The sequence below is a fragment of the Nonomuraea sp. NPDC002799 genome (assembly GCF_053592075.1).
Window position 1 is genome coordinate 166,292 of record NZ_JBSFVA010000018.1, and the last position, 12,925, is coordinate 179,216.

At 69.8% G+C, this 12,925-nt stretch carries 8 protein-coding genes; 3 read left to right on the top strand and 5 right to left on the bottom strand.

Features of this window, described 5'->3' with window-relative positions; all coding sequences use genetic code 11:
- The first annotated feature begins 60 nt into the window (after positions 1 to 60).
- Entirely contained in the window at positions 61 to 1,308 is a 1,248-nt protein-coding gene (locus ACWD0F_RS29880) for an NYN domain-containing protein (RefSeq protein ID WP_449881080.1), read from the top strand.
- Between the two features lie 230 nt (positions 1,309 to 1,538).
- Here the strand turns inward: ACWD0F_RS29880 and ACWD0F_RS29885 are convergent, their stop codons facing one another.
- Positions 1,539 to 2,168, bottom strand: a complete 630-nt coding sequence (locus tag ACWD0F_RS29885) for a response regulator (protein WP_449881082.1) — start codon at positions 2,166 to 2,168, stop codon at positions 1,539 to 1,541.
- 3 nt (positions 2,169 to 2,171) lie between these two features.
- On the bottom strand, positions 2,172 to 6,350 hold the full coding sequence (locus ACWD0F_RS29890; protein WP_449881084.1) for a HAMP domain-containing protein: 4,179 nt from the start codon (positions 6,348 to 6,350) through the stop codon (positions 2,172 to 2,174).
- A 462-nt stretch (positions 6,351 to 6,812) separates the two neighbouring features.
- Here ACWD0F_RS29890 and ACWD0F_RS29895 point away from each other — a divergent pair, with 462 nt between their 5' ends.
- On the top strand, positions 6,813 to 8,015 hold the full coding sequence (locus tag ACWD0F_RS29895; RefSeq protein WP_449881086.1) for a PP2C family protein-serine/threonine phosphatase: 1,203 nt from the start codon (positions 6,813 to 6,815) through the stop codon (positions 8,013 to 8,015).
- Between the two features lie 212 nt (positions 8,016 to 8,227).
- Here the strand turns inward: ACWD0F_RS29895 and ACWD0F_RS29900 are convergent, their stop codons facing one another.
- The 3 genes from ACWD0F_RS29900 to rho form a co-directional block, all read right to left on the bottom strand.
- Positions 8,228 to 9,994, bottom strand: coding sequence for a prolyl oligopeptidase family serine peptidase (locus ACWD0F_RS29900; RefSeq protein ID WP_449881088.1), 1,767 nt, complete (start codon positions 9,992 to 9,994; stop codon positions 8,228 to 8,230).
- A 146-nt stretch (positions 9,995 to 10,140) separates the two neighbouring features.
- Positions 10,141 to 11,184: a putative RNA methyltransferase gene (locus ACWD0F_RS29905; protein WP_449881089.1), complete on the bottom strand. Its 1,044-nt coding sequence runs from the start codon at positions 11,182 to 11,184 to the stop codon at positions 10,141 to 10,143.
- An 85-nt stretch (positions 11,185 to 11,269) separates the two neighbouring features.
- The gene (gene rho, locus ACWD0F_RS29910; protein ID WP_449881091.1) at positions 11,270 to 12,436 is read right to left on the bottom strand and encodes a transcription termination factor Rho; all 1,167 of its coding nucleotides are present in this window, start codon (positions 12,434 to 12,436) and stop codon (positions 11,270 to 11,272) included.
- Positions 12,437 to 12,772: 336 nt separating this feature from the next.
- Here rho and ACWD0F_RS29915 point away from each other — a divergent pair, with 336 nt between their 5' ends.
- Positions 12,773 to 12,916: a hypothetical protein gene (locus ACWD0F_RS29915; protein ID WP_449881093.1), complete on the top strand. Its 144-nt coding sequence runs from the start codon at positions 12,773 to 12,775 to the stop codon at positions 12,914 to 12,916.
- Positions 12,917 to 12,925: the final 9 nt, after the last annotated feature.

Sequence of the window (12,925 nt, forward strand, 5' to 3'; positions counted from 1 at the left end):
GTCCGGTCTCTGACGGTGCAGAGCCGGCAAGGTCGGACCATCAGGAAAGGGGCGGTGTCAGTGGATCGCTGTGCGCTGTTCGTGGACGCTGGCTATCTGCTGGCTGACGGAGCGATGGCCGTGCACGGCACGCGTCATCGCGAAGCGGTTGCCTGGGACTACCCAGGGCTGCTCCAGCTGATGACCAGCCTGTCGCGCGAGCGCACCGGCCTGCCGCTGCTGCGGTGCTACTGGTACGAGGCGACGGTCGAAGCCCGCCGCACACCGGAGCACGACGCACTGGCCGACATCCCGGGCCTCAAACTCAGACTGTCGCGCATCCGGCCCGGGCGGCGCGAAGGCGTCGACGCCCAGGTGCATCGCGACCTGATGACCCTCGCCCGCAACAACGCCATCTGCGACGCCGTGGTCGTGAGCGGTGACGAGGACCTGGCGCAGGTCGTGTGCGACGCGCAGGACCTCGGCATCCGGGTGAGCGTCATCCACATCGCGGCCGACGGCGGCTGGGCCGTCTCGCGCTCGCTCAGGCAGGAGTGCGACGACCTCGTCGAGCTGGGCGGCGTCCACCTGCGGCCGTACGTCAACCTCCTGACAGGCATCAGCGAGTCCTCCAACGGCCACCACCAGCCGATCAGCAACGGCCACTCCGCCCACTCACTGCCGGTGGCCCAGCCGTCGCTGCCCTCCCTGCAGCCTTCGCTTCCGCCGTCACTGCCGTCGTCGCCGCCTCAGCCGCCGACGTCCACCGGCAGCCACGCCGCCGGCAACTCCGCCGCCCCCTCGACGCCGAGCCAGCCGTCGTCCAACGGGCCGTCGCGCGGCCAGCCGCCCGCGCCGCACTCGCTGCCCTCCTACTCCCATTACCAGCCGGAGCAACCGCCGGTCACGCCGCCGCCCGTGGCCCCGGCGACCGGTCCCATGCAGGCGCAGTCGCCGTCGCCGAGCACCGGCCAGTTCGCCTCGCCGTCCAGCACCGGGTCCTACCAGCCTTCGCAGCTCGGGCCCTACACCGGGCCGCAGCCCGCGCCGATCACGCCGCCGTCGGCCGCCACGGCCGGGGCCACCACGCTGGCGGACGCCGTCAAGGCCGCCCACCGGGAGGGCCACGACTTCGGCGAGTCCGTCGCCCGCGACGCCCCCGCGCTCTGGCTGGAGGCGGTGCTGGCCCGCAAGCCGCGCATGCCCTCCGACCTGGAGGCACGGCTGCTCCAGGGCTCCTCGCTGCCGATCGACTTCCTGCTGCACGACGAGGTACGCCACGCGCTGCGGCGCGGCTTCTGGGACGCTCTGGAACGCGCCCGCCACTGACCACTCAACCGACCGGCGGCCGGGCGACCGGCTCCGAGGGAGTGCGCTTCAGGGCGGCCGGCTTCAGGTGACCCGCTCAGGGTGACCGGCTTCGAGGGGGTGCGCTTCAGGGCAGCCGGCTTCAGGTGACCAGCTTCGAGGGGGTCCGCTTCAGGGTGGCCGGCTTCAGGCGGCCGGGCGCCCGTTGATGGGGCCGCCCGGCCGTTCGCCCTGCGTCAGAGATCCGGCCGTCAGGACAGCGCGTCGAACCCGGCGCGCAGATGTGTCACCCGGTCCGTCAGATCGGACAGCGGCACGGCCAGTGCCGGATCCTGCGACTTACGAGCCAGCTCCCTGACCCGGTCGAGGTCGTCCTCCACCGCGGTCAGCCGCCGCGACAACTCGGGCAGCACCGAAGCGTGATCACCCGCGCCGGGCGGCAGCTCGCCGGTCAGGCGCTCACGCAACATCGACGCCTGTTCGGCCAGGCGCTTGTTCATGTTGTACAGCTCGCTGAAGACCGAGACCTTCGCCCGCAACACCCACGGGTCGAACGGCTTGGTCAGGTAGTCGACCGCGCCCGCCGCGTAGCCGCGGAAGGCGTAGTCGGGAGCGCTGTCGACCACGGTCAGGAAGATGATCGGGATGTTCCTGGTCCGCTCACGCCGCTTGATGTGCGCGGCCGTCTCGAACCCGTCCATGCCCGGCATGCGGACGTCGAGCAGGATGAGTGCGAACTCGGTGTTGAGCAGCGCCTTCAGCGCCTCCTCACCCGACCTGGCCCGTACGGGCACCAGGTCCAGGGAGCTGAGGATGGCTTCGAGGGCGATCAGGTTCTCCTCGCGGTCATCGACCAGGAGGATCTTGGCACGATCCGGCATCGATCACGACCCTTCGGCTGGGGACTCGGAAGCGGCGGCTCCACGGCCGCGGCTGAGCCAGCCGCGAAGGCGTTCGAGCAGCCGGTCGACGTCGACCGGCTTGGGCACGTAGTCGGACGCGCCCGAGGCGATGCTCTTCTCGCGATCACCCCGCATGACCTTGGCGGTCAGCGCGATGATCGGCAGATCCGCGAACTGGGGCATGCGCCGGATGGCCGAGGTGGTGGCCCAGCCGTCCATCTCCGGCATCATGATGTCCATCAGCACGAGTGCGACGTCCTCGTTCCGTTCGAGCTGCTCGATCCCCTCCCTGCCGTTTTCAGCGTAGACGACCGTGGAGCCGTGGCGTTCGAGCACGCTGGTCAGCGCGAAGACGTTGCGGATGTCGTCGTCGACGATGAGGATCTTCGCCCCGTTGAGCGGGTCGTCGCCCTGCCACTGGCTGGGCGTCTCGATCGGGGGCTCGACCAGCTCGGGCATCGGCAGGTCCAGCGGCAGCGGCGGCTCGGGCGTCTGGGACGAGGAGTCCTCCGACGGCGGGGACATGAGCGGCCTGCGCGCCGCGCCCCCGTCGGTGGCGGCCAGCGGGCCGACGTAGGAGGCCGGCAGGTAGAGCGTGAACGTGCTGCCGTTGCCTAGCTCGCTGTCCACGTGGATCTCGCCGCCGAGCAGCCGGGCGATGTCGCGGCAGATCGCCAGGCCCAGGCCGGTGCCACCGTACTTGCGGCTCGTGGTGCCGTCGGCCTGCCTGAACGCCTCGAAGATGACGTCGCGCTTGTCGGGTGCGATGCCGATGCCGGTGTCGACCACCGAGAAGGCGAGCAGGTCGCGGGCGTCGTGCAGGGTGTCGTCGTCGTAGTCGACGCCGGGCGGCGCCGTCGAGACGCGCAACTTCACCTCGCCCCTGGGCGTGAACTTCACCGCGTTGGACAGCAGGTTGCGCATCACCTGCTGCAGGCGCTGCTCGTCGGCCCGCAGCTCCTGCGGCACGTCGGACTCGACCTCCACGCTGAAGGACAGGCCCTTGTCCTGGGCCAGCGGCGTGAACGCCGCCTCCAGCAGATCGACCATCTTGGGCAGCGACACCTGGATCGGATGGATGTCCATCCGGCCCGCCTCGACCTTCGACAGGTCGAGCATGTCGTTGATGAGCTGCAGCAGCGCCGAGCCCGCGCTGTGGATCGTCCGGGCGAACTCGACCTGCTGCGAGGTCAGGTTGCCCTCGGCGTTCTCCGTCAGCAGCTTGGCCAGCACCAGCAGGCTGTTGAGCGGCGTGCGCAGCTCGTGGGACATGTTGGCGAGAAACTCGGACTTGTAGCGCGAGGAGACCGCGAGCTGCTCCGCGCGCTCCTCCAGCGTGCGCCGGGCCTGCTCGATCTGGAAGTTCTGGATCTCGATGGCGCGGTTCTGCTTGGCCAGCAGCGCCGCCTTGTCCTCCAGTTCGGCGTTGGACCTGCGCAGCTCCTCCTGCTGGCGCTGCAGCTCGTCGGAGCGCTCCTGCAGCTCCGTGGTGAGCCGCTGCGACTCCGTCAGCAGGTCCTCGGTGCGCGAGTTGGCGATGATGGTGTTCATCGTGACGCCGATGGTCTCGACGAGCTGCGTCAGGAAGTCGAGGTGCACCTCGCCGAACGGCGTGAACGAGGCCAGCTCCAGCACGCCGAGCACCCGGCTCTCGAACAGGATCGGCAGCACCACGATCTGCGCCGGCGTGGACCGGCTGAGCCCGCTGTCGATGGTGATGAACTGCGGCGGCACGTCGTCGAGGATGATGTGCCGGCCCTCGGCCGCCGCCTGCCCGACGATGCCCTCGCCGATGCGGAACCGCTGGCGCGGCCCCCAGTCGGGGCGCACGCCGTAGCCGCCGATCAGGATCAGCTCGTGGTCGCCCTCGGGCTCGATGCCGTAGAAGGCGCCGTAGCGGGCCGAGACCAGCGGGGTCAGCTCGCTCATCGTGAGCTTGGCGACCTCCAGCAGGTCGCGGTGGCCCTGCATGAGCCTGGAGATGCGGGCCAGGTTGGACTTGAGCCAGTCCTGCTCCTGGTTGGCCTGGGTGGTCTCGCGGAGGTTGGCCACCATCGAGTTGATGTTGTCCTTGAGCTCCGCCAGCTCGCCCTGCGCCTCGACGGCGATCGAGCGGGTCAGGTCGCCGCGCGCGACGGCGCTGGTGACGGTCGCGATGGCGCGCACCTGCGTGGTGAGGTTGCCCGCCAGCTCGTTGACGCTCTCGGTGAGCCGCTTCCACGTGCCCTCGACGCCCTCGACCCGCGCCTGGCCGCCGAGCTGTCCTTCCGAGCCCACCTCGCGGGCGACCCGGGTCACCTCGGAGGCGAAGGAGGAGAGCTGGTCCACCATGCGGTTGATGGTGGTCTTCAGCGCCAGGATCTCGCCCTGGGCGTCCACGTCGATCTTGCGGGTGAGGTCGCCGTTGGCGACCGCGGTGGTCACCTCGGCGATGTTGCGCACCTGGTACGTCAGGTTGTTGGCCATCGAGTTGACGTTGTCGGTGAGGTCCTTCCAGACGCCCGACACGCCCTTCACCCGGGCCTGGCCGCCGAGCTGCCCCTGCGTGCCGACCTCGCGGGCGACGCGGGTCACCTCGTCGGCGAAGGACGAAAGCTGGTCGACCATCGTGTTGAGGGTGTCCTTGAGCTGCAGGATCTCGCCCTGCGCGTCAACGGTGATCTTCCTCGACAGGTTGCCCTGCGCCACGGCCGATGAGACGGCGGCGATCTGGCGCACCTGGGAGGTGAGGTTGTTGGCCATCGAGTTGACGTTGTCCGTCAGGTCCTTCCAGACCCCGGACACCCCGCGCACCTGCGCCTGGCCGCCGAGTTGTCCCTCGGTGCCGACCTCGCGGGCGACCCTGGTTACCTCGGAGGCGAACGACGAGAGCTGCTCCACCATCGTGTTCATGGTCGACTTGAGCTCCAGGATCTCGCCCTGGGCGTCGACGTCGATCTTGCGGGTGAGGTCGCCGTTGGCGACCGCGGTGGTCACCTGGGCGATGTTGCGGACCTGATAGGTCAGGTTGTTGGCCATCGAGTTGACGTTGTCGGTGAGGTCCTTCCAGACGCCCGACACGCCCTTCACCTCGGCCCGGCCGCCCAGCTTGCCCTCGGTGCCCACCTCGCGGGCGACGCGCGTCACCTCGTCGGCGAAGGACGAGAGCTGGTCGACCATCGTGTTGAGGGTGTCCTTGAGCTGCAGGATCTCGCCCTGCGCGTCAACGGTGATCTTCTTCGACAGGTTGCCCTGGGCCACCGCCGTCGCCACGGTCGCGATGCTCCGCACCTGGGAGGTCAGGTTGTTGGCCATGAAGTTGACGCTGTCGGTGAGGTCCTTCCAGACCCCGGACACGCCGGTCACCTGCGCCTGGCCGCCGAGTTGTCCCTCGGTGCCGACCTCGCGGGCGACCCTGGTGACCTCCTCGGCGAAGCCGGAGAGCTGGTCGACCATCGTGTTGACGGTGTTCTTCAGCTCGAACATCTCGCCCACGGCGTCGACCGTGACCTTGCGGCTCAGGTCGCCCTTGGCCACCGCCGTGGTCACGACCGCGATGTCGCGCACCTGCGCGGCCACGCGGGAGGACATCGTGTTGACGGCCTCGGTGAGGTCGCGCCAGCTTCCCGACATGCCGCGCAGGTTGGCGCTGCCGCCCAGACGGCCCTCCGTGCCGGCCTCGCGGGCCACCCTGGTGACCTCGGAGTTGAACAGGGCGAGCTGGTCGACCATGCCGTTGATGGCCTTGCCGAGCCGCCGCACCTCGCCGCGGGCCGACCGGTCGAGGTCGATGCGCCGTGACAGGTCACCCTTGGCCACCGCGTCGATCACGTCGGCCGCGCCGCTGACCGGGCTCACGAGGGCGTCGATCAGCATGTTGACCGACTCGACGCTCTCGGCCCACGCGCCGACGCCGGGCCCCGGGGTCAGCCGTTCGCTGAACCGGCCTTCCTTGACGACTTCTTTGCGTACGCGAACCAGCTCGTTGGCGAGATGTTCGCGACGATCGGCCACTTCGTTGAGCAGCAGCCGCACCTCGCTCATGATTCCAGGAGGCGCGTGAGGGACCCGACGCCGGAAATCGCCGTCACGCCAGGAGAACAGAGTCTCCAGGATGGGAACGAGATCCGACTCGGTGTACGTCCTCTCCTCCGGGCTTAGCGCGGCCTTGGCCGTGGTCATGGGGCCTCCTTCACTCGCTGAGGGCTCCGGCGAGTGATTCAAGTCTGTCACGATGAGTAGCTCGTAGTCCTGTCCTTGGATTTACCCCAAGTCAACGGTAAGTGTGGTAGGCACGTGAGGATGACTGCTTCTCCCCACGCGGTGCTCGCCGCGACGTTCGCGCCAGGCGAGACCGCTGTGACCGCTGCGATGAGGTTCACGCGCGAGGTGATGACCGCGTGGGCCACCGGCGGCATGCTCCACACTGCCGAGCAGGTGGCGGGAGACCTCACCGCACAGGTCGCTGATGAGCCATTTGAGGTGATTTGGAAGCATTTTGGGGATGCTGTGCAGGTTGAACTACGCCAGCGCAATCTTTCCCAGAGCGATCCAAAAGCTCCTTCCGTCAACGTTGAAGAGTGGGGAGTCACCTTTGCGGGCGATTCTCGTGTCCATTGGGCAAGACTCACGCTACCTGGCTCTGTGGACAGGGTGGCGGCCGAATGGCTGGAGGAGAGCGCCAGAGGCCCCCATTGGCTGGGGTTCCTGGCTGACGCCAGTGACCTGCTCGCGGGCACGCTAAATCCCGACATGGTGCCCGCGATCATCGCTCAGGTGGTCGTGCCCAGGCTGGCGACCTGGTGTGCCGTCTACACCACCGAAAGCTCCAGCGGCGCGCTGCGGCTGGTCTATCTCTGGCACGCCGACGAGGCCAAGATCGACGGCCTGCGTGAGCAGGTCGTGGAGATGGACGTCTCCGCCGCCGACACCCGGGTCACCTCTCTGATCCACCTGGTCGACTCGCAGGTGCTCGCGGTCCCGCTGACGGCGCGCGGCCGCAGCCTCGGCATGATGTGCCTCGGCCGGTCCGACCGCTTCCCCGACGAGGTCATCCAGTTCGCCGAGGACATCAGCAGGCGCGCCGCGCTGGCCACGGACAACGCCCGGCTCTACGCCCAGCAGGCCGCCGCCAACCGGGCCCTGCAGCGCAGCCTGCTGCCGCCCAACGAGCCCGAGGTCCCCGGGCTCGACTACGGCGTCATCTACGAGCCCGCCGGCGAGGCCAACGAGGTCGGCGGCGACTTCTACGACCTGTTCAAGGCGGGAGACGACTCCTGGCGCTTCGCGATCGGCGACGTCTGCGGCACGGGCCCCGAGGCCGCGGCCGTGACCGGCCTCGCCCGCCACACGCTGCGGTTGCTGGCCCGCGAGGGCTACGGCGTGGCCGCGGTGCTCGGCCGGCTCAACCAGGCGATCCTGGAGGAGGGGGAGCGGGCCAGGTTCCTCACCCTGCTGCACGGTGACATCACGCCGGTCGAGAGCGGGCTGGAGGTCCGCCTGGTGTCCGCCGGGCACCCCGAGGCGCTGCGGCTCAAGCCGAGCGGCAAGGTGGAGGCGGTGACCACGCCGCAGTCGTTGCTGGGCGTCTTCCACGAGGTCTTCTTCGAGGCCGACACCGTGCACCTGGATCACGGCGACGTGTTGCTGGCGGTCACCGACGGCGTCACCGAGCGGCGCTCGGGCGGGCGGCTGCTCGACGACGAGGGCGGCCTGGCCAAGCTGCTGGCCGAGTGCGCCGGGTTGTCGGCCAGGGCGGTCGCCGAGCGCATCCGCAGGGGCGCGGCCGAGTTCGCCTCGGAGCCGAGCGCCGACGACCTCGCGATCGTCGTGCTGCGTGCCCGCTGACTCCCGTGGGCTCGCGCAGTCGTGTTGCGGTGCCGCTGACCCCCGTGGGTTCGCGCAGTAGTGTTGCGTCCCCGCTGACCCCCGCGTCTCTCGCGGGCTCGCGCACGTGCGGCTCATCGGCGCCTCCCAGCGACAGCGTCGGCGCATGCTGACAGCGGAAGGGCCCGACGATCAAGACATAAAGTCGGACATCTTCTTACGACATGTCGAGATCAGTGTTGATTCGCGTGCTTTCTCGCGAAATCGAGTTGCAGCGCGATCTGCGTGATCCGCTCGGACACCACGAGGGACCCGCGAATGGCGTCGTAGGTGTAGACCTCGTGCTCCTGCCCGTGCTCGGCCAGCTTGGCCACGTATTTCTCGATCTGGCGCAGCGGGCAGCGCGTGTCGTTCTCGCCCGCGAGGATCAGCAACGGGCTCTTCACCTGGTCCGCGTACGTGATCGGGGAGCTGGCGGCGTACCTGTCGGGCTGCTCGTCGGGGGAGCCGCCGAGCAGCGCGCGGTGGTAGGCGCGCAGGCTCTCGGCCTCGTCCTCGTACGAGGTCTGATGGCAGGCGATCGGCACCGCCGCGATGCCGGCCGCCCAGAGGTCGGGCTGGGTGCCGAGACCGAGCAGCGTGAGGTAGCCGCCCCAGGCCGAGCCCGCCAGCACCATCCGGTCCGGATCGGCGATGCCGTGATCGACCACCCATTGGCGGACGGCCGCCACGTCGGCGAGCTCGATGTGCCCGACGTCGCCGTGCAGCGCGTCGCGCCAGGCCGAGCCGTAGCCGGTGGAGCCCCGGTAGTTGACCCGGACGACGGCGAAGCCGGCGTCGACCCAGGCCGAGACCTCCGGTGAGAAGACGTCGCGGTCGTGCGCCGTCGGGCCACCGTGCAGCAGGAAGACGGCGGGATAGGGCGCCGAGCCGAACTCCGGCCTGGACACCAGGGCGTGGACGCGCCCGCCCTCGCCCTCGACGTCGATGTCCTCGACGGGGACGCTCGGCGGGGCGGCCGGGCCGCTGGGGTTGAGCACGACCTGGCCGTTGCTCGATCGGATGACCGGCGGGCGCGAGGCGCTGGACCAGGAGTATTCGACGTGGCCGCCGGGCCTGGGCGCGGCCTCGTCGATCACGCCGTGCGGCGTCTCGATGAGCGTCAGGCCGCCGCCCGCGAGGTCGTAGCGGTGCAGGTAGCTGCGGGCCCGGTCGTCGCGCAGGATGAGCAGGCCGCGGCCGTCGTCGTACCACTCGGCGTCGAGGTCGCCGGGGTCCTTGAGCCAGATCTCGCGCTGCTCGCCGGTCGCCGGGTCCCAGACCAGGGGCTCGTGCCGCTGGCGGCGCTCGTGCAGGGCGAGCAGGCGGCGGTCGCCCATGACCGGGGCGAAGCTGAGCCCGACGACGCCCTTGGCCGAGCCGTCGTACAGCTCGCCGACCGTGTCGCCGTTCGGGCGCAGGACGCGCAGCGCGGGGTGGCGGAAGTCGCCGTACTCGCCGTGGTTGAGCGCGATGAGGGAGCCGTCGAGTGACATGGCGGAGACCCACGCGGCCTCGGTGTGCTCGTAGAGCGCACGGGCCGGCTCGCCCTCGCGGACGAGGTGCACGCGGAAGGAGCCCTCGCTGGCCAGGCTGATCGCCGCGACGCCCGTCGTGGACAGCGCGATGCCGCCGGGCTGGCCCGCCGGCAGGTCGGGGGCGACCAGCTCGTCGGGGCCTCCGGTGAACGGCTGGCGCCACCACACGCCGAACTCGTCGCCCCCGGTGTCGGCGAACCAGTAGATCCACTGGCCGGTGGGGTCGATGGCGGCGTAGGCGGTGCCCTTGGGCCGGTCGGTGACCTGGCGGGTGGTGCCGGTCACCCGGTCCCAGGCGTAGACCTCCCACGTGCCGGTCGCGTTGGAGCGGTAGATGGAGCGGTTCGGGGCCTGGCGCGCCCAGGAGGGCAGCGTCATGCGCGACGCCCGGAACCTGGCCTGCCAGCGTTCCTCCGCCTTCATCCGGCGCGCCCCCTCCCTATGATGTCCCGCGCCCCTCCGGGTCCGGGATGCCGTCCAGTATTGCGCCTGCGTGGCGGAATTTCTCAGAGAATGTGGGGGAATTTCGGACTAAATGCCCCATCTGTAACACCGGTCACACATGTCCGTCAAGGAACAGAACTTGATCGGGCCGCAGGCTCGAAGATAGACAGACGAAAGGCCGCCCGCACTCTTACTTTGTGCTGTCCTTTCGCCACATTTCGGGAGGTATATGCCGCGATTCGCTCCTCCAACTCGGCCACGTCGGTGTGCCACGCGCTCGGGCCCATCCCGACCACCTGGGCCACCTCGCCAGGCGACAACTCCATGTCGAACGCGATCGAGCTCCGCCCGATCTCGGTGAAGCCCTCCAGGCTGCGCGCGACCCTGAGCTCCTTGTCGTCGTCGACGGAGAGCAGACCCAGCTCCCCGACCAGCGGGCTCAGATGCGCCTTCGCGGGCGTGACGACCACCACCACCCCGCCGGGCCGCAGGATCCTGCCGAACTCCGGCCCGTTCCTGGGCGCGAACACGTCGATCACCACGTCGGCCACCCCGCCTCTGATCGGCAGCGGCAGCCACACGTCCGCCACGAACGCCCCCGCCCTCGGGTGCGCCCGCGCCGCCCGGCGTACTGCGTGCTTGGACACATCGAAGGCCATCCCGATGGCGTCGTCCACGGTGTTGAGCACGGTCGCCAGGTAGTGCCCGGTTCCCGCGCCGGCGTCGACGATCACCGGCGCGGCCCTGCTCTCCGCGTGACGATCATCGACGGACTTCCGGCCAGGCACAGGACCCGTCGCTGGTCCCAGGCCATGACCGGCCTCCATTCCCGCCCCACGGTACGCCCTGAGCTCTGCGCCGTCATTGGTTTCCGTAGAGGACTCATGTTCTGCGGGAGCGTTCTCGCCGCCCACCAGCTCTCGTACGGTCCGCGCGACCGCGTCGGCCAGCGGAGCGTAGTGCCCGGCGTCCAGGAACGCGGCCCGCGCGGCCACCATCTCGGCGCTGTCGGCGGTGCCGGGCGCCTTGGACCCGGTGAGCAGGCTGACGTATCCCTGCTTGGCGACATCGAAGGTGTGCCCCCGCGCGCACCGCAGGGCTCGCTCGTCGAGTCGCACGTCGGTGCCGCAGACAGGGCAGATGAGGTATTCGGCGATGTCGGCCAGCATGGCGCCCATTCTGGTGCACCCGCGAAGTGTCAGGCGGAGGGGCCGTATGCGTGTCAGGCCGTAAGCCGCATGTGTCGTGAGCCCGTCAGGCGGTGGCGGCCTCAAGGAGGAAGGCGGCGTTGGAGGGGGTGGAGCGCAGTTTGTCGACGAGGATCTCCAGCCCCTGCCGCTTCTCCAGCGCGCTGAACATCCGGCGCAGCCGCCAGACCACCTGCCGCTCCTGCGGGTGCAGCAGCATCTCCTCGCGCCGCGTCCCGGAGGCGTCCAGGTCGATGGCCGGGAAGAGGCGGCGCTCCGCGAGCTCGCGGGTCAGGTGCACCTCCATGTTGCCCGTGCCCTTGAACTCCTCGTACAGGCTGTTGTCCATCCGCGACCCCGTGTCCACCAGCGCGGTGGCGAGGATGGTGAGCGAGCCGCCGCCCTCGACGTTGCGGGCGGCGCCGAAGAAGCGCTTGGGCGGGTAGAGGGCGCGGGCGTCGATGCCGCCCGTGAGGATGCGCCCGCCGCCGGGCGCCAGGTTGTTGTAGGCCCGCCCGAGCCGCGTCAGCGAGTCGAGCAGCAGCACCACGTCCTGTCCGGCCTCCACGAGCCGCTTGGCGCGCTCGATGGCCAGCTCCGCGATGGCCGCGTGGTCGCGGTCGGGGTGGTCGAAGGTGGAGGAGAAGACCTCGCCCGGGATCGTGGCCCGCATGTCGGTGACCTCCTCGGGCCGCTCGCCCACCAGGACCACCATGAGGTGCGCCTCGGGGTGGTTGCGGGCGATCCCGGCGGCCAGCGCCTGCAGGACCATGGTCTTGCCGGCCTTGGGCGGCGCCACGATGAGGCCGCGCTGCCCCTTGCCGATGGGCGCGAACAGGTCGATGACCCGGGTGCTGAGCGACTCGGTCTCGATGGTGAGCCGCTCGGTGGGGTGGATGGGTGTCAGGGCGGCGAAGTCCGGCCGGCCGCGCCAGTCGGCGGAGCCGTTGACCGCGTCGACGCCGACGAGCTTGTTGCCGGCGAAGGAGGCCGCGACCTTGTCGCCGGGCCGCAGGTCGTACTGCCGGACCTTGTCGGGCGTCAGGCGGACGTCGCCGGGGCCGGGCAGGTGCCCGGCGCGGATGAAGGCGGCGTTGTCCCGCACGTCGAGCAGGCCGTGGACCTGCCGTAGGGGCACGCCGGAGCGCTGTTCCGGAATGGTTTGCACAGACATGATGAGTTCCTTGGGGGAAATGCGCCGCGCCCACAGGGCACCGGCGAGCAATGAGAACAAGCCGGGCCCTCAAGAATGGGGCTGGGCTTCACTGGAGATCAGCGGAGCGGAAGCTCAACGCTGGTGGCAACCTACCACGCCTCCGAGTCATGCAACGCCTAGCCCTCTTGGACTATTCCCGGGCGGTTCCGGGGTGTTCTCGCCCGGGACGAGGGCAGAGGACATGACAATGTTCTTCTCGCCGCCGTGCCGCGTGGAAAATTACCGCGGCAGCGTGTGGCGAACAGCACAGAACCCGCTGCGGCGCGGCGTCATCGTATGTCAAGTGACATGCAGGACCCCTGCAACTCGGTGAGGGTTCCATAGGACGAACGAAAGACTCCTTGGGGGAGCACCATGAAGACCGTCAACCACTGCCCGCAGTGCCACCACGAGCTCGACGAAGGCCCCATCATGTACCGGTGCGCGCACTGCTGCCGCGCCGTCTACGCCGCCGACCTCGAGAACGAGTACGTCCCGCGCCACCCCGTCGCCGCGTAGTCTGGCCGG